The sequence below is a fragment of the Pseudaquabacterium rugosum genome (assembly GCF_038066575.1).
GTDB classification, from domain to species: domain Bacteria; phylum Pseudomonadota; class Gammaproteobacteria; order Burkholderiales; family Burkholderiaceae_C; genus Pseudaquabacterium; species Pseudaquabacterium rugosum.
The window spans coordinates 32165-50793 of the sequence record NZ_JBBUTF010000012.1; the positions used below are offsets into that span (position 1 = coordinate 32165).

Genomic DNA, 18629 nt, shown 5'->3' on the forward strand with positions numbered 1-18629 from the left:
GTGGTGTGTGCCCCACAGGCCGGGGGGGCAGGTGGCGCTCCGGTCTGCTCAGACCCAGCCGCTGACCAGCGGCGGCAGGCGCTGCCACAGCCACAGCAGCGCCATCGCGCCGGCAGCGGCGGCCAGCGCTGGCCGCAGCCGGGCATAGAGTGCCTGCCGGCTGGCCAGCAGCACCAGCGGCAGCGCGGCCAGCAGCACCAGCAGCTGCATCGCCTCCACGCCCAGGTTGAAGCCGGCCAGTGCAGCCAGCAGGCCGAGTCCGTCCAGACCGAGCGCGCCCAGCGTCGCACCGAAGGCCAGGCCATGGACGAGGCCGAAGCCGCCGGCGGCCAGTGGCTCGGCGCGCGGGGGCATCAGCGGCCGCCAGGCGTGCACGGCCGAAACCAGGATGGACAGCGCGATCAGCACCTCGACCGGCGCCGACGGCAGCCGCCAGCCCCACAGCACGGTGGCGGCCAGCGTCAGGCTGTGGCCGATGGTGAAGGCCAGGCTCACCGTCAGCAGGCGCCTCAGGCTGTCGGGCAGGGACAGCGGCGCGCCCCAGCGCCGCCGCGGGCGTCCCGCCGCGGCCGTGGCGGGGCCCGGCACCGGCGGGCCGCCCAGGCCCAGCCCGGCCGGCAGCAGCAGCGCCAGCAGGAACAGCAGGTGATCCGGTCCCTCGGCGATGTGGTCCAGCCCCAGGCGGAACATCGCCGACCAGCCCTGCCAGGGCGCGGCCTCGCCCAGGTCCAGCAGCGCGCGGGTGCGGCCGTGGTCCAGGGTGTCGATCAGGCGCGGACGGTCGGCGAAGGTCGCGCTGTCCCAGTCGCTGCGCAGCACCAGCTCGATGCGGTGGTTGATGATCTGGTGGCTGATCGCATCGCTGTGCAGCCTGAAGCGCCGCAGCGAGGCCTCGGCCGGCGGCCGCAGCTGCAGCGCCAGCTCGATGTCGGTGCGGCCGTCGCGGGCGTCGCGCGGCAGGCTCAGCCGCGGCGGGCCCCAGTCGATGCGCCAGGGCCGGCCCTGCTCGTCGGTGAGCTGGACATGGCGCCTGAGGTAGGCGGCCAGTTCAGCGGCTTCGCTCGCCTCCAGACGCTGGCGCGGCGGCAGAACCTGCCCCAGCCGCGCCTGCGGCTGCTCGGCCTGCAGCGCCAGCTGCAGCTCGACCAAGGGCAGCGTCAGCCGTGCGTCCACGCGGTCGGCACGCACATCCAGCAGCCAGGCCGAGTTCATCGCCGCGTGGGCCCGGGCGCTGGCCGGCAGCAGGGTGAACACGGCGATGCACAGCAGGGCCAGGCCTGCCTGGACACGGGCCGGGATGCACGCCGGGATGCACGCCGCCAGGGGCGGAAGAAGCCGGTAGGGCGGCAGGAACACGGTGAGGGCGCTGAAGCGGTCGACGGACAGCCGGCCACTGTCGGGCCCGCGCGTCGCCCGGCGATGTGCCGATCGTGTCAGGCCCGATACACCATGCCGCGCTCTGTTGCCACGGGCGGCTCGGCCGCCCGCTGGCCCCGCGGCTCAGCGGCTCACAGCCGCCGCACCTTGACCGAGCGGCCCTTGACCTTGCCCGCGTTCAGCGCCCGCAGCGCGGCATCCGCGATCCCGTGCGAGACGGCCACATAGGTCGAGAACTCGTTGACGTTGATCTTGCCGATCTGCGCGCCCTCGAAGCCCATGTCCTTGGTCAGCGCGCCCAGCACGTCGCCCGGGCGGATCTTCTCCTTGCGCCCGCCCAGGATCTGCAGCGTCACCATCGGCGGGCGCAGCGGCTGGCCGTCGGCCGACGGCGTCAGCTCCGACAGCGGATGCCAGACGCTCTCGCGCCCCTGCAGCGCATCGATGCGGCCGACGCTGCCCATCTCGTCGACGCTGGCCAGGCTGAAGGCCCAGCCGTCCTCGTCGGCGCGGCCGGTGCGGCCCACGCGGTGCACGTGCACCTCGGCATCCGGCGTGATGTCGACGTTGATCACCGCCTCCAGCTGGGCGATGTCCAGCCCGCGCGCGGCCACGTCGGTGGCCACCAGCACGCTGCAGCTGCGGTTGGCGAAGCGCACCAGCACCTGGTCGCGGTCGCGCTGGTCCAGGTCGCCGTGCAGCTCCAGCGCCACGATGCCTTGGGCCTGCAGCACCGCCACCAGATCCCGGCACTGCTGCTTGGTGTTGCAGAAGGCCAGCGTGCTGGCCGGGCGGAAGTGGTCGAGCAGACGGCCCACGGTGTGCAGGCGGCTCTCGTCCGTCACCTCGTAGAAGCGCTGGCGGATCTTGGCCGCGGCATGGCGCTCGGCCAGCCGCACCTCGCGCGGCTCCTTCAGGAAGCGCTTGGCCAGATCGGCCACGCCCTCCGGCCAGGTGGCCGAGAACAGCAGCGTCTGCCGCGTGCGCGGACAGGCCGCCAGCACCTGCTTGAGGTCATCGGCGAAGCCCATGTCCAGCATGCGGTCGGCCTCGTCGAGCACGAGCGTGGCCAGCGCGCCCAGATCCAGCGTGCCCCGCTGCAGATGGTCGAGCACCCGGCCCGGCGTGCCGACCACGATGTGGGCGCCGTGCTCCAGGCTGGCGAGCTGGTTGCGGATCGGCACGCCGCCACACAGTGTCAGCACCTTCACGTTGTCCTCGGCCCGGGCCAGGCGGCGGATCTCCACCGTCACCTGATCGGCCAGCTCACGCGTCGGGCACAGCACCAGCGCCTGCACCGCGAACTGCCGCGGCTGCAGCCGCGTGACCAGCGGCAGCGCGAAGGCTGCCGTCTTGCCACTGCCGGTCTTGGCCTGCGCGATCAGGTCATGCCCGGCCAGCGTCAACGGCAGGCTGGCGGCCTGGATCGGCGTCATCGCGTGGTAGCCGAGCTGGGCCAGGTTGGCCAGCTGCGACTCGGGCAGACCGAGGCGGGCGAAGGCGAGGGCGGGGTCGGCCGCGGGGGCGGACGGGGTGGCCGGAGTGGTCGGAGTGGTCGGAGTGGACGGAGCGGTGGGGGGGATCGGTGCGGACATGCGTGATTGTCGCGGGTGTGGGGCCGGGCCCTGTCGCTCCTGCGGGTCAGAAGGCGATTGAGCCTACGGTGAGCTGCCGCACCAAGCGATCCATCGTGTGGATCAACGTTGAGGCAGGCCGTGGTCGCGCCACCTGGCTGGCGAGTGCCTCCTGGTCCGAGTACTCGTTGTCTTGATACACCGGCTATTTCACGCGCCAGTCCCCTGGCCCTTCTTGGCCACCGCTTCCAGCGCCTTCAGGTCTTCCGCGTCGGCGGCGGCGGCATCGGCGCGCCGGCGCTCCGCGTCGAAGCTGTCGTAGCGCTCATGCGCGATCTGCCTGGCCTGCTCGGTGCTGAGCTTGCCGCTGCCCTGCAGGATGGGCTTGTCGTTGAAGGTCAGCAGCCGGTCCACGTTCTGGCGCCAGTAGTCCAGTGTCAGGGGCTGGCGGTCCTTGGTGCGCAGCTCCGCCTGTTCCAGGAAGATGACCACCAGCCGGTTGAGGGTGTCCACCTCGTCGGCGCTCAGGTAGTTCTTGGCCACGATCACGTCGGCCTTGCGCACGCGGCTGCCTTCCCAGGTGGTCAGGCCCATGTGGGGCGCGCTGGCGTCGGCGCGGTCGCGGATCAGTTCGGCCGCGGTGTGCTGCGTCACGGCATAGAGCAGCTTGTTCTGCACCTCGGCAAAGAACAGCTGGGCGGTCTGTTCGTGGGCCCGGTAGTCGCTGCTCAGGGCGAAGAGGTCGCGCACCTTCTGGTAGAAGCGCTTTTCCGAGGCGCGGATCTCGCGGATGCGCGCCAGCAGCTCGTCGAAATAGTCCCAGCCACCCGGGTTCTTGAGGCGTTCGTCGTCCATGACGAAGCCCTTGACCAGGTACTCGGTCAGGTGGGCGGTGGCCCATTGGCGGAACTGGGTGCCGCGTACCGATCGCACGCGGTAGCCCACGGCCAGCACCATGTCCAGCCGGTACAACTTGGTCGGGTAGCGCTTGCCGTCGGCGGCAGGTATTAAGTCCTGCTTAACAACTGAATCGGCGGCCAGTTCGCCCTCCTGCACGATCTTGCGCAGGTGGATGTTGATGTTGGCCACCGTCACGCCGTAGAGCTCGGCCAGTTGCAGCTGGGTCAGCCACAGGCTGCCGTCCAGCGGACGGAACTGCACCCGGGTCTGGCCGTCGTCGGTCTGGTAGATGAGCAGCTCGGTCATGCCGTCATCTCTTTGAGCAAGGTGTCGATGTCGTGCTCCAGGCCGGCGATCTCCTGCTTGATCTCATTGGCTGACAAGCCGGCGATGGAGCGGTTGAGATGGACCGCCAGCCTTTCCGGACTGCCTTTGAGGGCTTCTTGGTTCTTCATGGCGCGGGCGCTCCCCGGGAATTCCCGAGGGATTCTAGGTGGCGGCCTTGCCTGCCTCCTGAGCGGCCCAGCGCCCGCGCCCACCGGTTCAGCCCCCCGCCGCCCTGACCACCGTCACCGGCACCGGGCTGTGCGCCAGCAGCGCCTGGGCCACGCTGCCCAGGCCGCCGGCCTGCGGGTCGCCCTGGCCGCGGGCGCCCATCACCACGGCCTGGCAGCCGTAGTTCTCCAGCAGTTCGACCAGCAGGGTGGCGGGCTCGCCGCCGGCGACTTCGCTTTCCCAGGGCAGGCCGGCGCCGCTCAGCATGGTCTCGGCGGGGGCCAGCAGGTCGGCGCCGGCGTCGGTGCGCACGTGGTCCAGCACCTCGGTGTCGTGGGCGGTGACGACCTCGTAGAGCGAGGGCGGCTCCTGGACGTTGACCAGCACCAGCTGCAGCTTCAGGCCGGACAGGTGCAGGGCCAGCACGTGGCGGACGGCGGCCAGCGCATGGGCCGAGCCGTCGACGGGCAGCAGGATCTTCATCAGGGTCTCCCGGTCGGTTGCGACGGGGCCAGCATACGCCCGCGCGCGGCCCGGGCCGGCGCCTCAGGTCAAGTCCGCCCGGGTGCGTGGCGGGCGGCGCGGCACCTCAGTCCGTGCGCAAGGCCTGGTGCACCCAGGCGCGGACGGCGGTCGCGCTGCGGAACTCGTCGGCCGAGCGGGCGGGGATGTGCGGGTGGCGCTCGCGCCAGAGGGTGGACAGGGTGCGGCCGGGGCCCAGCTCCAGCACGGCACGCACGCCGCGCTCGGCGATGGCGTCCATGCAGGCCGGCCAGTCGATGGGCTGCACCAGTTGGCGGGCGAGCGCATCGGCCAGCGCGGGCGCGCTGCGCGGGGTGGCGATGTCGGCATGGGTCAGCAGGGTGCGGCGCGGGCGCTGCAGCCGGCCGTCGGCGAGGGCGACCTCGAGTGCGGCGCGCCAGGGCGCGACGGCGGGCGCCATCCACGGCGTGTGCGAGGCGATGTCGATGGCCAGCCGGGTGTGGCGGATGCCGTTGGCCTCCAGCCGGGCGGCCAGGGCGTCGAGCAGGGCGGCCGGGCCGCCGTACACGCAGCGGTCGGCGGCGAGGTGGATGGCGGGGTGGAGACCGGTCGGGGCGCCGGTGTTGGTGTCTGTGTCTGTGAGGGCGAGTGGGGGCGCCGCAGCGTGGGGCGGGTCGGGTTCGGCGCCGCTGGCGCTGCCCGTCGAGCCCGCAGGTCCGGGTGCGATGTGGCTCGGGCGCGCGGCGGCCTGGCCGTCGTTCGCGCCGTGGCGCACGTCGTCGTTCAGACCGGCCTTCAGACCGTCGGTTGGAAGGCTGCCGTGGACGGCGAGCAGCCCTTGGGCCTGCACGCCGCGGGCGGCGTCCATCGCGGCGGCGCGCAGGCCGGCCAGGGCCAGCGCGGTGGCCGGGCTGCAGGCGCCGGCGATGGCGGCCGCAGCCAGTTCGCCGACGCTGTAGCCGACGACCACGGTGGGCCTGAGATCTGCCGGGCTGGCGTGACGGGGGTCTGCCGTGGCCGCAGGCCCGGTTGAGCCCGGTGCGCCCTGCGCGCCAGGTCCGCCCTGAGCTTCCGCGCCACCCTGCAGGTCCTGCACGTCCTGCAGCGCCTGCCAGGCCGCCAGCGTCAGCCCGACCACCAGCGCCTGGGCCTGGGCGTTGGGCCAGGGGCCGGTGCCGGCGTGCTGGCGCTCGGCCAGCATCGCCCGCCAGCCGGTGGGCAGCAGCCCGGGCGCCTCGTCCAGCCAGGGCAGCACCTCGGGGCCGAGCGTGCCCTGGCCGGGACACAGCAGGGCGAGGCTCATCGTGGTCCGGACCCTGCCGTGACGGCCGTGGTCGTTGCGGCCGCTGCGGCCGGGTCCACCGGGCGCACCGTGCCGGCGTCGGCGGAGCCGCGGCGACGATCCGCGGACGGCCGCTGCGCGATCGGTCCGGCCGCACCCGTCACCCGCTGCAGCCAGCAGGCGGCCGACAGCAGATCCGCAGCGCCGCCGGGCGACAGGCGGCGGGCGACGAAGGCCCGGTGCAGCGCATTCGCCCGCTGCAGGGCGTCGGGCTGGAAGGCGCCGCCGGCGGCCAGCCAGGCGCGGGCCTGCTTGCGTGCCCAGTGCAGGCCGGCCAGTCCGCCGCGGTGGACCAGCGTCGTGTCGTCCAGCGCGGCCACGCCGTGCATCAGCGCATGCAGGCGCGCGTGGCGGCTGTCCAGGCCGGCGGCCTGGGCCTCGCGCAGCGCGGGCCAGACGCTGTCGAACAGCGTGGGCAGGCCGGCGGCAGCCTCGGCCGCGGCGCCGCGCAGGCCGGCGTGGCGTTGCAGCGCGCGGCCGCCGGGCGTGTCGCAGCGCGGCCGCGCGGCCTTGGCCTGCAGATCGGCGCCCCAGTGCTGCCGCAGGGCGGCGCGGATGGCGTCGGGCGTCAGGGGCCGGGCGAGGGGGGGCGTGGTGCCGTGCGTGCCGAGGGCACCGGCCGCTGCACACAACAGGCCAAGCTGGAAGATGGCGCCACGGTGGGTGTTGATGCCGCCGGTGGCCGCCAGCATGCGCGCCTCGGCCTCCAGCCCGCAGGCCTGCAGCGCGGCGAACGGCGCCCGCTGCGCGCCCAGCCGCGCGAAGGCCGGGAAGCTGCGGCGCAGCGCGAACAGGCTGCGGCCGAAGGTGTGGACGTCCATGTCGTCGTGGCTGCCGCTGTCGCGCGGCGAGACCAGGCCGGGCTTGGGCGCCAGCATCAGTTCGTCGTGCAGGGCGAGCGTGGCGGCATGGCCGATGGCGTCCAGGCTGGGCGGCGGTGCGCGGTCCGGGCTCGGCGGGGCTTGCCGTGGTTGTGGTCGGGCACTCATGGGGCAGTCATGGAGCATTCATGAGGCGATCGGACGGGCAGCGGGCTCGATCGGGTTCCAGGGCCGGGCCACCAGCCGCGGGCCGTGCAGGTGCTTGACCAGCAGCGGCTGGGGCGTGTGGGCGGACCGGGGCATCGGCAGGTCCGTGGGCGGCCGCTCGTCCGTGCTGCCGTCCGATCCGGCCCTCGTCCCTACCGCCGCCGCCGCATGCCTCTGCGCCCATTCGCGCCAGGCAATGCCGCCGCCGTCGGGGCCGATCAGTTCGCCGTCCAGGCGTGGCGCGCCGGGTGTCGCCGACAGTCGGGCATCGGCGCGCAGCAGGCCGGCGACGGCGGCATCGGCCTGGGCGGCGTCGCGCACCGGCAGCAGCAGGTCGAGGTCGCTGGTCGCGGTGCGGCAGGGCAGGCCGCTCAACAGCTCCCAGCCGTGGCTGCCGTGGACCCGGGCGGTGACGCCGAGTCGCCTCAGGTCGGCGTCCAGGTCGGCTAGGGCGGGGGCCGTGCCGTCGTGCGCTGCGGCCCGCCAGCGCTGCACCTCGGTCAGCATCGGAAAATCCGCTGGCCGGTCGAGTTCATCCGGATGCACGCGCAGTGCCAGCTTGCGGCGGCCCCAGGCGCAGGGCGCGGGCAGTCCGAAGGCGAGCGTGCCGGGCGCGGCCGGGTCGGGGCTCTGGCGCGTGACGACCAGGGGCAGATCGGCCGCGGCCCAGTGCGCGATCAAGGTGTGCAGGGTCTGCGGTGACGTCGCCAGGGGGGCGGCCGCGTCGGGGCTGGCCGGTGGTGTCATCGGCGGCCGCTGGGGCCGGTGTGCCGCCTGGGCCTCCGGATCGGCCTGCTCGGTCTGCTCGGTTTGCTCGGTCTGCGCCAGCAGCCGTCGCCAGCCTGCCGACGTGAGGTGCCAGAGCTGGTGGCGCTGCAGACCGGCGGGCGACGGGCAGTCGCCCGGCACCAGGGCCGTGCGTTCCGCAAGCGGGAAGGCCGATGGCATGGTCGGATCCGGTGACGAGGCTCAGGGCGCGGCCAGCACGCGGTCGCGGGTGGTGGCGGCCAGGCGGCGGCCACCGCGTTCGGCGCCAAGGCGGGCGCGCAGGTCCGGCGGCGTTGGCGTGGTCGTGGCCACGGTGGCGGTCGCAGCAGACGCCGCACCGGACGCCCCACGGCCAGCACCGTCCTCCCCCCCCGCGTCGACCAGCGCCTGCCGCAGCGCCGCGGCCAGGTCGCCCTGCCACAGCCGGCGCACGCCCCCCATCGCCACATAGTGCTCGACGCCCGGCGCGAACACCGGGTTGGACTGCGCCAGTTCGGCCAGGCGGGACTCGGGCAGCTTGGTCACACGGGCCATGGCCGGCAGGCGCATGACGCGGATCTCGGCCTGGGGCAGGGCGTCGCAGGCGTCGGCCATCAGGCCCGAGGTGATGAAGCCGCCGGACAGCGCCTGGTCGTAGACCAGACCCAGCACGCGGTGGCCGCGGCGCCGCGCCAGATCGATGCACTGGCCCAGATGGGCCATCGCGCGGTGGATGCCCAGCAGCTCGTCCTGACGCCGCAACTGCTGGCCCTGGGTGTCGATCAGCAGCACGATGGCGCGTCCGGGGTGGCGCGCCAGCACGTCCAGCACCGCCTCGGCCTGGCGCAGCGCCAGCGCGGCGCCGATCGGCGCATGGTCGGTGGTGCCGATGATGGCCAGCGGCTGCGTGCCGCCGCGCGGCGTGGCCGTGCCGTGCAGGAACCAGCCATCGGCCTGCACGCCGTGGCCGGGGCCGAACAGCGCGGTGCACAGCGTGGCCCAGTCGGGGCTTTCGGTGGGGGACGGGGTGGCGGTCGCGGGCCGTGCCGGCTGCTCGGCGCCAGCGATGCCGGCCCGGGCCGCATCCTCCAGCGTCGCGCGCAGCCCGCGCACCGCGTCCACGCCCAGATCCGGCACCCGCCCCGCGTCGGCCAGGCCCATCGCCGCCCACAGCTCGCGCGCCTCGCGCCGCTCACCGGCCAGCGCCAGGCGGTGCATCAGCAGCGCCTGCTCGGCCTGGCGGGCGGCCAGGTCGTTGGGGCGCGGGGGGCGGTCGAGCGCGGCGCGCGCGGCGGCGCGGAAGGCGGCCACGTCGTCGTCGACCAGCTCGTCCGCGTCGCCGATCAGGTAGCGGTGCTTGCCGCCGGTGGTGCGCCAGACCAGCGCCCGGTCGCGGCTGTCGAACTCCTCGACGCCGTGGGCGGCCTCGATCACCTCGGGGCCGGACATCGACAGCCGGCCGGTGACGCTGATCACACGCCAGTCGGCGCAGCCGGCGACGATGCCCATGCCGCCGAAGCAGCCGGCCGCCCCGCCGATCAGCACGAGGACCGGGATGCCGGCCGCGCGCACGTCCAGCAGCGCGCGCATCACCTCGGAGACGGCGATCAGGCCGGCGTTGGCCTCGTGCAGGCGCACGCCGCCGGAGTCGGCGCACAGGATCACGGCCTGCGGGCGCTCGCGCAGCGCGCGCGCCAGCCAGCCGCAGAGCTTGGCGCCGTGCACCTCGCCGACGCCGCCGCCGATGAAGCCGCCTTCCTGCGCGGCGACGAAGACCGGCCGGCCGTCCAGCGTGGCGCGGCCGACGGCCACGCCGTCGTCGAAGGCCTGCGGCAGGCCGAGCGCGGCCAGGTGCGGGCTGCTGACCCGCTCGGCCGGCGGCAGCCATTCGTGGAAGCTGCCAGCGTCGACCAGGGCGTCCAGGCGTTCACGGGCCGTGCATTCGGCCCAGCTGTGGCGGTGGGCGCTCATGCGGCGCGCTCCTGTTGCAGCGCGGCGGCCACCTGGGCCAGCCGCAGGCTGACGACGGCCGGCGTCGCGCCCATGTCGTTGAGGGTCAGGCGCAGGCCGCCGAAGGGCGTGCGGGCATGGAAGTCGCGCAGCACGGCGGCCCAGATCGGGCCGAAGCCGCGGGCCGAGGTGCGCACCTCGATCTGACAGCCAGATTGCTGCGCATCGGGTTCGGCCAGCACCTCCAGCTGCCCCGAGCCGACGACGCCGACCAGCACCGGCGTGCCGGCGGCCGGCGTCAGCGTGCCGCTGAAGTGGAAGGGCAGCACTTCGAGGCCGGGCAGCGGCTCGACAGGGGTGGCCGGTGTGCCGGCGGAAGCGTTCGGAAGGGTCATGACGTCAGGGCCTTCACCAGTTGCGGAAGCGCGCAGGCGGCCGGTACAGCCCGCCCGAGGCCTCGACCAGCTCGCGCATCGAGCGCGCGGCCAGCAGGTTGCGGGTGGCCAGGCGCGGGTCCACGCCCAGGTCCTCGGGGCGCTGGATGACGCCGCGGTCACGCAGGTTCTCGACCATGCGGCGGTCGCGTGCCAGGCCCACCGGCGTGTAGCCGGCCACGCCGCGCACGGCCTGCTCGCGCTCCTCGTCGTTGCGCACCAGCAGCAGGTTGGCGATGCCTTCCTCGGTCAGGATGTGGGTCACGTCCTCGCCGTAGACCATGATCGGCGGCAGGGGCATGCGGGCCTGCTCGGCCAGCGCCCAGGCATCCAGGTGCTCGACGAAGGCCGGCTGCATGTGCTCGCGGAAGGTCTCGACCATCTGCACCACCAGCTTGGTGCCGCGTGGCGTGGCGGCCGCACCGCTGCGCCCGGCGCGGGCCTGGGCGCCGGCCTTCAGCCAGGCCGGGCTGGCGTGGCGGCGGCCGCGGGCGTCCGCGCCCATGTTGGGGGCGCCGCCGAAGCCGGCGATGCGCCCGGCGGTGGCCGTCGAGCTGTTGGCCGCCAGGTCCATCTGCAGCGTCGAGCCGATGAAGAGATCGCAGGCATAGTGGCCGGCGGCCTGGCTGAAGGCCCGGTTGCTGCGCAGGCTGCCGTCGGCGCCGGTGAAGAAGACATCGGGCCGCGCGCGGATGTAGTCCTCCATGCCGACCTCGGAGCCGAAGGAGTGGATCGACTCCACCCAGCCGGCCTCGATGGCCGGGATCAGCGCCGGATGCGGGTTCAGCGCCCAGTGGCGGCAGATCCGGCCTTGCAGGCCGAGTGAGGCGCCGTAGGTGGGCAGCAGCAGCTCGATGGCGGCGGTGTCGAAGCCGATGCCGTGGTTCAGGCGCTGCACGCCGTATTCGGCATACAGGCCCTTGATGGCCATCATCGCCATCAGCACCTGCACCTCGCTGATCTGGGCCGGGTCGCGGGTGAACAGCGGCTCGACGATGGCCGGTGTCGGTGCGGGCACGACGAAGTCCACCCAGTCGGCCGGGATGTCGACCCGCGGCAGGCGCTCGACCACCTCGTTGACCTGGGCGATGACCAGGCCGCCGCGGAAGGCCGTGGCCTCGACGATGGCCGGCGTGTCCTCGGTGTTGGGCCCGGTGTAGAGGTTGCCCTGGGCATCGGCGGCCTGGGCGCAGACCAGCGCCACGTCCGGCGTCAGATCGACGAAGTAGCGGGAGAACAGCTCCAGATAGGTGTGGATGGCGCCGATGGCGATGCGCCCGCCGGCGGCCAGCCGGGCCAGGCGCGCGCCCTGCGGGCCGGAGAAGCTGAAGTCCAGCCGGCTGGCGATGCCGCACTCGAACAGGTCCAGGTGCTCGGGCAGGGCCAGCACCGACTGCACCATGTGCAGGTCGTGCACCTGCGCCGGGTCCTGGGCGGCCAGCGTGCGGGCCAGGAAATCGGCCTGCTTCTGGTTGTTGCCTTCCAGGCAGACCCGGTCGCCCGGCCGCAGCACGGCGGCCAGCAGGTCTTCGGCGGCCTCGGCCGGCAGGTGGCGGCCCTGCAGGCGGCCGCCGAGGGCGTCGGCGGCCGCGGCCAGCCGTGCACGGCGGCGCGCGCCGCGCTGGTCCCAGTCTCGGGCGCTCATCGGGATCGGACTCCTGTGGTAACGGGTTTCATCGGGTGTCGGGTTGTCCTGCAGGTGATCAGGCGGGGCGGCGGATGGCACCTCAGGCCGGTCGTGCGGGGGCCGGCCCCGCCGCCCGGCCCGCCGTGGCTCAGTCCGGCTTGACGTTGCCGGCCTTGACCACCGTCGCCCAGCGCGTGGTCTCGGCGGTCACCATGTCGGCGAAGGCCTGGCCGTAGAGGTTGGGGGGCTCGGCGCCGAGCTGGGCCCAGGTGGCCTGCAGCGCCGGCTCGGCGAAGGCCTTGCGCAGCTCGGCCGTCATGCGCTCGACCATCTCCTTGGGCGTGCCCTTGGGCGCCCACAGGCCGTACCAGGTGGCCACGTGGTAGTCGGGCAGACCGCCCTCGGCCGCGGTCGGGATGTCGGGAAAGCCTGCCGCCCGCTTGTGGCCGCCGGTGGCGATCGCCCGCAGCCGGCCGCTGCGGATGTGGGTGGCCGACGAGCCCAGGCCGTCGAACATCACGTCGATCTGGCCGCCGATCAGGTCCTGCAGCGCCGGGCCGGCGCCCTTGTAGGGCACGTGGGTCAGGGCGCTGCGGGTCTGCAGCTCGAACAGCTCGCCGGCCAGGTGGTGCGAGGTGCCGTTGCCGGCCGAGCCGTAGCTGAGCTTGCCCTGGTTGGCCTTGAACCAGGCCAGCAGCTCCTTGAGGTCCTTGGCCTGCGTCTTCTGCGGGTTGACCACGATAACCTGCGGCACGCTGGCCAGCAGGCCCACGGGCACGAAGTCGCGGCTCAGGCTGTAGTCGAGCTTGGGATAGAGCGCCGGGGCGATGGTGTGGTGCACCGCGCCCATGAACCAGGTCTGGCCGTCGGGCTGGGCCTTGGCCGCCACCGTGGCGCCGATGTTGCCGCCGGCCCCGCCCTTGTTGTCGATGATCATCTGCTGGCCGAGCTGCTTGGTCAGCTGCGCGGCCAGCGGCCGGGCGAAGGCATCGGTGCCGCCGCCGGCCGGAAACGGCACGACCAGCGTGATCGGCCGCGTCGGCCAGGGGCTGCTCTGGGCCAGCGCCTGGACCGGGGCGAGGGCGGCGCCGGTGGTGGCGCAGGCGAGGGCGGCAAGACACAGCTGACGGCGCGTGGGCGCGGACGGACGGGGCATGGCGGTGGGTCTCCTGTCGGTGGCGGGCCCCGGTCTGTGGCCGTCCGCGGTGCTGCGCACGGCGTGCCGGTGGTCCCGGTCCGTCGGCCCTGCGCGGTTAGCATGCGCATCGGCCCCGGACGGCTGGATGCTCCCCGATCCGGCCGCCGCGCGCCATTCGGTTTCCATTGAGGTGGCCTTCAACCTGGGTTGAGGCGCACCGCCCGCCCGCCCGTGATCAACCTCAACCGCTTCGACCTCGTCACGCTGCGCCTGTTCGTCGCCGTGCTGGATGCCGGCAGCCTGACGGCCGGCGCCGAGCGCTTCGGCATCTCGCTGGCGGCGGCCAGCAAGCGCATCGCCGAGCTGGAGCAGCACTGCGGCCTGGCCCTGCTGCAGCGCGGCGCGCGCGGCGTCACCGCCACCGCCGCCGGCATCGCCCTGCACCGCCACGCGATCGAGGTCATCGCCCGGCTGGAGCAGATGGCGCTGGCCCTCGATGACCTGCACGGCGGTGCCACCGGCCAGCTGCGGCTGTGGGCCAACCCGTCGGCTTTCGGCGGCTTCCTGCCGCAGCTGCTGGCCGACTATGCGCAGGCCCATCCTCAGGTGCGCATCGACCTGGAAGACGCGCTGAGCGAGGACGGCGTGCGCGCCGTGCGCGACGGCGCGGCCGAGCTGGCGGTCATCGGTGACAACGTGCCGACCGAGGGGCTGGAGACGGCCGTCTGCCACGTCGACCAGCTGGTGCTGCTGCTGCCGGCCGGCCATGCGCTGGCGGCGGGATCGGCCGACGTGCCGGTGCCCATCGAGCAGGCGCTCGGACACGACCTGATCTCGCTGGCCCGCCGGGCCTCGCTGACGCGCCAGGTGATGGCCGCCGGCGAGGCGGTGGGCCTGAACCCGCGCATCCGCGTGCAGGTGCGCAGCTTCGACGCGATGTGCCGCATGGTGGCCTGCGGCCTGGGCCTGGCGGTGCTGCCCCAGGCCGCCGCCGCCTTCCATGTCGACAGCCTGGGCCTGGTGCAGCGTCCGCTGTCGGGCCTGCTGACCGAGCGCCGCCTGTTGCTGGTGATGCGCCGGCGCGAGGCCCTGAGCCCGCCGGCGGCCGCCCTGCTGGCGATGGTGGAGGCGGCGATGCCCGGGACGGCGGCAGGGCTGCCGAGCGCCGATCCGCCGGCCGAGCGGGCCCAGGGCCGATGATGCGCCGCATGCCGACCGTTGCTCGCTCCTTCGTTCCTGCCCCCTCGTCGGGCCCGTCGACCGTGGGGCGCACGCGCTGTCGCACCGCGGTGCTGCTGGCGCTGGCCCTGTGCGGCGTGGTGCCGGCCGGTGCGCAGACCGCCCGCCCGGCCCCGGCGGCCGCGCTGACGCCTTTGCCTGTGCCCGCGGCCGCGCCGGCCGGGAACTGTCCGCCCTTGCTCGACCAGCGTCCGCTGCGCCTGCAGGATGAGCGGCCCCAGCATCTGTGCCAGTACGCGGGCAAGGTGCTGCTGGTGGTCAACACCGCCAGCTACTGCGGCTTCACGAAACAGTTCGAAGGGCTGGAGGCCTTGAACGCGAAGTACGCGGCCCGCGGCCTGGTGGTGCTGGGCTTTCCCAGCAACGACTTCCGCCAGGAGGATGCCGACGCGGCCAGGACGGCCGACGTCTGCTTCAACACCTACGGCGTCAAGTTCCCGATGTTCACTGTCGGTCCGGTCCGCGGTGGTGATGCACAGCCGCTGTTCCGCCAGCTGGCCGCGGCCACCGGCAACGTGCCGTCGTGGAACTTCAACAAGTACCTGGCCGGCCGCTGCGCCACTTCGGCAGCATGACCTCGCCCGACGATCCGGTCCTCGTCAAGGCGGTCGAGCAGGCGCTGGCGGCGGCGCCGCGCTGAAGCCCGGTGCCGAGCGGCTGATCCGGGCTGTCCGGCCGCCACCTATAGTGCGCGCCACCGGCGCAGCGCCGGCTGCCGTGGAGCCCTGATGACCGATCCGACGCCCGAGACCGCCGACCGCGGCCAGTTCGACCTGCTGCGCCAGCGCCGCTTCGGGCCCTTCTTCTGGACCCAGTTCCTGGGCGCGGCCAACGACAACCTGTTCAAGTTCGCCTTCACCGTGCTGGTGACCTACCAGCTGCAGGTGGCCTGGCTGCCGCCGTCGCTCGCCGGGCTGGCCATCGGCGCGCTGTTCATCCTGCCCTTCGTGCTGTTCTCGGCCACCAGCGGCCAGCTGTCGGACCGCATGGACAAGGCCGTGCTGATGCGGACCGTCAAGGCGCTGGAGGTGGCCATCATGGCGCTGGCCGCCTGGGGCTTCCTGGCCGAGGCGCCTGATCTCAAGGTGCCGCTGCTGCTGGCCTGCGTCGGCCTGATGGGGCTGCACTCGACGCTGTTCGGCCCGGCCAAGTACGCGTACCTGCCGCAGCATCTGGAGGCGCGCGAGCTGACCGGCGGCAACGCGCTGGTCGAGAGCGGCACCTTCATCGCCATCCTGCTGGGCAATCTGGCCGGTGGCCTGCTGATCGCGCTGCCCGGTGTCGGCCAGACGGCGGTGGCCGTGGCCTGCCTGGGCGTGGCGGTGGCGGGCTGGGCCACCGCGCGTCGCATCCCCGCGTCGCCGCCCGATGCCGCGGCCCGCGCCGAGCCGATGAACTGGAACCCCTTGAGCGAGACCTGGCGCAATCTGCGCCTGGCCCATCGGCATCCGGTGGTGTTCCGCTCGCTGCTGGGCATCTCGTGGATGTGGTTCTTCGGCGCGGTCTTCCTGGCGCAGTTCCCGTCCTTCGCCCGCGACGTGCTGCGCGGTGATGCCCATGTGGCCTCGCTGCTGCTGGTGCTGTTCTCGGTGGGCATCGGCCTCGGCTCGCTGGCCTGCGAGCGGCTGTCGCGCCGCCAGGTCGAGATCGGCCTGGTGCCGCTGGGCGCCATCGGCATGAGCGTGTTCGCGATCGACCTGTGGTTCGCGGCGCGCGGGCTGCCGGCCGGTGGTGTGGCGGCGGCCGTCGCGGGCGTCCCGCCGGAGGTGGCCGGTGTCGCGGCCGTGCCGGCCCTGATGGACGTCGGCGCCTTCCTCGCCCGGCCCGCGCACTGGCGCATCTGCGTGGATCTGCTGCTGCTGGCCGCCAGTGCCGGGCTCTACAGCGTGCCGATGTACGCGCTGATCCAGCTGCGGGCGCCGGCCAGCCACCGCGCCCGCATCATCGCCGCCAACAATATCCTGAACGCGCTGTTCATGATCGTCAGCGCGCTCGGTGCCGGGGCGCTGCTGTCGGCCGGCTTCGGCGTGGTCGACGTGTTCCTGGCGGTCGGCCTGCTCAATGTGCTGGTGGCCGGCGGGGTGTTCCGGCTGGTGCCCGAGTACCTGCTGCGCTTCCTGGCCTTCATGCTGACGCGCCTGGTCTACCGCCTGCGCGTGGCCGGCGGCGGGCACATCCCGGCCGAGGGCCCGGCCGTGCTGGTGGCCAACCACGTCAGCTACGTCGACGCCATCGTGCTGATGGCCGCCAGCCCGCGGCCGGTGCGCTTCCTGATGGACCACCGCATCTTCGCCGTGCCGGTGGCCGGCTGGATCTTCCGCGCCGCGCGCGCGATCCCGATCGCACCGCAGGCCGAATCGCCGGAGATCTATGCCCGGGCCTTCGACGAGGCGGCGCGCGTGCTGGAGGAGGGCGATCTGCTGGGCGTGTTCCCCGAAGGCGCCATCACCCGCGACGGCCAGCTGCAGCCCTTCCGCCCGGGGCTGATGAAGATCCTGCAGCGCACGCCGGTGCCGGTGGTGCCGGCCGCGCTGCAAGGGCTGTGGGGATCGAGCTTCTCCCGCATCGACGGGGGCCGGGCACTGGCGCGGCCGCTGCGGCGCGGGCTGTTCTCGCGCATCGGCTTGCGGGTGGGGCCGGCGGTGGCGCCGAAGGACGTCCGGCCGGAGACCTTGCAGGCCACGGTCGAGGCGCTGCTGCGGCAGCCGGTCGGCCCGGGCCGTTGACGCGGACGGGCGGACATGGGCCATCGCCGGGTGGGGCGCGGGCCTGTTCCGGTCAGGCGCTTGAATCGTGTTTAACGAACTAACGCCAGAAGCTCAGGAACGCTCACCCAACCTGGCAACAAACAAGAAGGCAAGAAAAAGCGGCCCGCAGGCCGCTCTGGATCGGATCGCCCGGTGAGGGCGGATCAGTTCCCGGCGTTCACCCGCCGGCCCACGTACAGCGCCAGCAGCGTCGCCGCCGCGCCGGACAGCATGTAGAAGCTGAGTGCGCCCAGGCCCAGGATGGTCGACAGCATCAGCGTGACCAAGGGCGCGAAGCCGGCACCCAGCAGCCAGGCCATGTCGGCCGACAGCGCCGCACCCAGGTAGCGCAACCGGGGCTCGAACAGATTGGCCATCGCGCCGGCCGCCTGGCCGTAGGACAGGCCGAACAGCACGAAGCCGAGCATGAAGTACAGGTTCTGGCCACCGGAGCCGCCACCCAGCAGGAAGGGCGCGACCATGCCGAACATCGCGATGGCCACCGCCGAGGCGCCCAGCGTGGTGCGCCGGCCGATGCGGTCGGCCAGCAGGCCGGACGTCAGCATCGCGAAGGCGGCCAGCACGGCGCCACCGGTCTGCAGCCACAGCAGCTCGTCGACGGCCCGCGGCTCGCCCAGATGCAGCCAGGACAGCGGGAAGACCGTCACCAGGTGCACCAGCGCGAAGCTGGCCAGCGCGGCGAAGGCGCCGAGGAAGACGTTGCCGAACTGGCCCCCACGCAGCTCACGGCTGTGCACCGGCTCCAGTTCGCTGGCCTGCAGCGCACGGCTGTAGTCATCCCCCATGACCAGCTGCAGCCGGGCGAACAGCGCGACCACGTTGATGCCGAAGGCCGCGAAGAACGGATAGCGCCAGCCGAAGTCCAGGAAGTCCGCCGGGCTCAGCTGGGTCACCAGCACCGCGTACAGCGCGGTGGCCATGCCCAGACCCAGCGGCGCACCGAGCTGGCCGATCATCGCGAACCAGCCGCGCCGGTCGGCCGGTGCGTGGATCGACAGCAGCGAGGGCAGGCCGTCCCAGGACGCCCCCACCGCCAGCCCCTGCACCCCACGGCACAGGGCCAGCAGGACGACGGCGAGTGCACCGGCCTGGGCCGTTCCCGGCAGCACGGCCATCGCGCAGGTGGCGCTGCCCATCAGCAGCAGCGAGGTGGTCAGCTTGACGCCGCGGCCGTAGCGCCGCTGCATGGCCATGCCGGCCAGGGTGCCGATCGGACGCGCGATGAAGCCGAGCGCCAGCAGCATGAAGGACATCAGCGTGCCCTGCAGCGGTGCCAGATCAGGGAAGAACAGCTGCGGGAACACCAGCACCGAGGCGATGCCGTAGACGAAGAAGTCGAAGTACTCGGAAGCGCGTCCGACGACCACGCCGACGGCGATGTCCCCGGGCGAGATCGCGCCATCCTGGTGGTTCGGATGGCGGCCGGCCGCAGGGTGCGTGGCACTCAGGGCGGAGGGCGACAGAGCGGGAGCTGAGGGGCTGTACATGCTGGAATCTGGCCTTGCAAGCCTTCAGATCAATCGGCCC

At 73.4% G+C, this 18629-nt stretch carries 16 protein-coding genes and 1 pseudogene; 3 read left to right on the forward strand and 14 right to left on the reverse strand.

Translation table 11 applies throughout. The annotated features are described in order from the left end of the window. Positions 1-48 precede the first annotated feature (48 nt). From AACH11_RS13600 to AACH11_RS13660, 13 genes and pseudogenes are all read right to left on the reverse strand, one after another. Complete coding sequence (locus tag AACH11_RS13600) at positions 49-1254, reverse strand: HupE/UreJ family protein (protein WP_341374784.1); 1206 nt, start codon at positions 1252-1254, stop codon at positions 49-51. A 254-nt stretch (positions 1255-1508) separates the two neighbouring features. Further along, positions 1509-2972: an ATP-dependent RNA helicase DbpA gene (dbpA, locus tag AACH11_RS13605; RefSeq protein WP_341374785.1), complete on the reverse strand. Its 1464-nt coding sequence runs from the start codon at positions 2970-2972 to the stop codon at positions 1509-1511. A 189-nt stretch (positions 2973-3161) separates the two neighbouring features. Next, the gene (locus AACH11_RS13610; protein WP_341374786.1) at positions 3162-4157 is read right to left on the reverse strand and encodes a virulence RhuM family protein; all 996 of its coding nucleotides are present in this window, start codon (positions 4155-4157) and stop codon (positions 3162-3164) included. Continuing rightward, positions 4154-4306: a hypothetical protein gene (locus AACH11_RS13615; protein WP_341374787.1), complete on the reverse strand. Its 153-nt coding sequence runs from the start codon at positions 4304-4306 to the stop codon at positions 4154-4156. The genes AACH11_RS13610 and AACH11_RS13615 overlap by 4 nt, the downstream gene beginning before the upstream one ends. 88 nt (positions 4307-4394) lie before the next feature. Further along, a complete protein-coding gene (locus AACH11_RS13620) occupies positions 4395-4829 on the reverse strand; it encodes a universal stress protein (RefSeq protein WP_341374788.1) in 435 nt (144 codons plus the stop codon). 106 nt (positions 4830-4935) lie between these two features. Beyond that, complete coding sequence (locus AACH11_RS13625) at positions 4936-6132, reverse strand: ACP S-malonyltransferase (RefSeq protein ID WP_341374789.1); 1197 nt, start codon at positions 6130-6132, stop codon at positions 4936-4938. Continuing rightward, positions 6129-7160 carry a triphosphoribosyl-dephospho-CoA synthase gene (locus tag AACH11_RS13630; RefSeq protein ID WP_341374790.1) on the reverse strand — a complete coding sequence of 344 codons (1032 nt, stop codon included), beginning with the start codon at positions 7158-7160 and terminating at the stop codon, positions 6129-6131. The genes AACH11_RS13625 and AACH11_RS13630 overlap by 4 nt, the downstream gene beginning before the upstream one ends. Before the next feature lie 18 nt (positions 7161-7178). Continuing rightward, positions 7179-8147, reverse strand: coding sequence for a malonate decarboxylase holo-[acyl-carrier-protein] synthase (gene mdcG, locus AACH11_RS13635; protein ID WP_341374791.1), 969 nt, complete (start codon positions 8145-8147; stop codon positions 7179-7181). 21 nt (positions 8148-8168) lie between these two features. Next, positions 8169-9068, reverse strand: coding sequence for a biotin-independent malonate decarboxylase subunit gamma (locus AACH11_RS13640; RefSeq protein WP_341374939.1), 900 nt, complete (start codon positions 9066-9068; stop codon positions 8169-8171). After that, positions 9042-9917: pseudogene (locus tag AACH11_RS13645) on the reverse strand (biotin-independent malonate decarboxylase subunit beta); the annotation flags it as partial. The pseudogene AACH11_RS13645 and the gene AACH11_RS13640, both read right to left, overlap by 27 nt. Beyond that, on the reverse strand, positions 9914-10291 hold the full coding sequence (gene mdcC / locus AACH11_RS13650; RefSeq protein ID WP_341374792.1) for a malonate decarboxylase acyl carrier protein: 378 nt from the start codon (positions 10289-10291) through the stop codon (positions 9914-9916). The gene mdcC and the pseudogene AACH11_RS13645, both read right to left, overlap by 4 nt. Positions 10292-10304: 13 nt before the next feature. Beyond that, positions 10305-11975: a malonate decarboxylase subunit alpha gene (gene mdcA / locus AACH11_RS13655; RefSeq protein ID WP_341374793.1), complete on the reverse strand. Its 1671-nt coding sequence runs from the start codon at positions 11973-11975 to the stop codon at positions 10305-10307. 130 nt (positions 11976-12105) lie between these two features. Further along, positions 12106-13113, reverse strand: a complete 1008-nt coding sequence (locus tag AACH11_RS13660) for a Bug family tripartite tricarboxylate transporter substrate binding protein (protein WP_341374794.1) — start codon at positions 13111-13113, stop codon at positions 12106-12108. A 213-nt stretch (positions 13114-13326) separates the two neighbouring features. Between AACH11_RS13660 and AACH11_RS13665 the strand changes: the two genes are divergently transcribed. From AACH11_RS13665 to AACH11_RS13675, 3 genes are all read left to right on the forward strand, one after another. Continuing rightward, positions 13327-14295: a LysR substrate-binding domain-containing protein gene (locus AACH11_RS13665; protein ID WP_341374795.1), complete on the forward strand. Its 969-nt coding sequence runs from the start codon at positions 13327-13329 to the stop codon at positions 14293-14295. Between the two features lie 8 nt (positions 14296-14303). Beyond that, positions 14304-14909 (forward strand): glutathione peroxidase, encoded by a 606-nt coding sequence (locus AACH11_RS13670; protein ID WP_423228741.1) that lies wholly within the window; start codon positions 14304-14306, stop codon positions 14907-14909. 153 nt (positions 14910-15062) lie between these two features. Beyond that, positions 15063-17060 carry an MFS transporter gene (locus AACH11_RS13675; RefSeq protein WP_341374796.1) on the forward strand — a complete coding sequence of 666 codons (1998 nt, stop codon included), beginning with the start codon at positions 15063-15065 and terminating at the stop codon, positions 17058-17060. Positions 17061-17245: 185 nt separating this feature from the next. Here AACH11_RS13675 and AACH11_RS13680 read toward each other — a convergent pair whose 3' ends face one another. After that, a complete protein-coding gene (locus AACH11_RS13680; RefSeq protein WP_341374797.1) occupies positions 17246-18589 on the reverse strand; it encodes an MFS transporter in 1344 nt (447 codons plus the stop codon). Between the last annotated feature and the right edge of the window lie 40 nt (positions 18590-18629).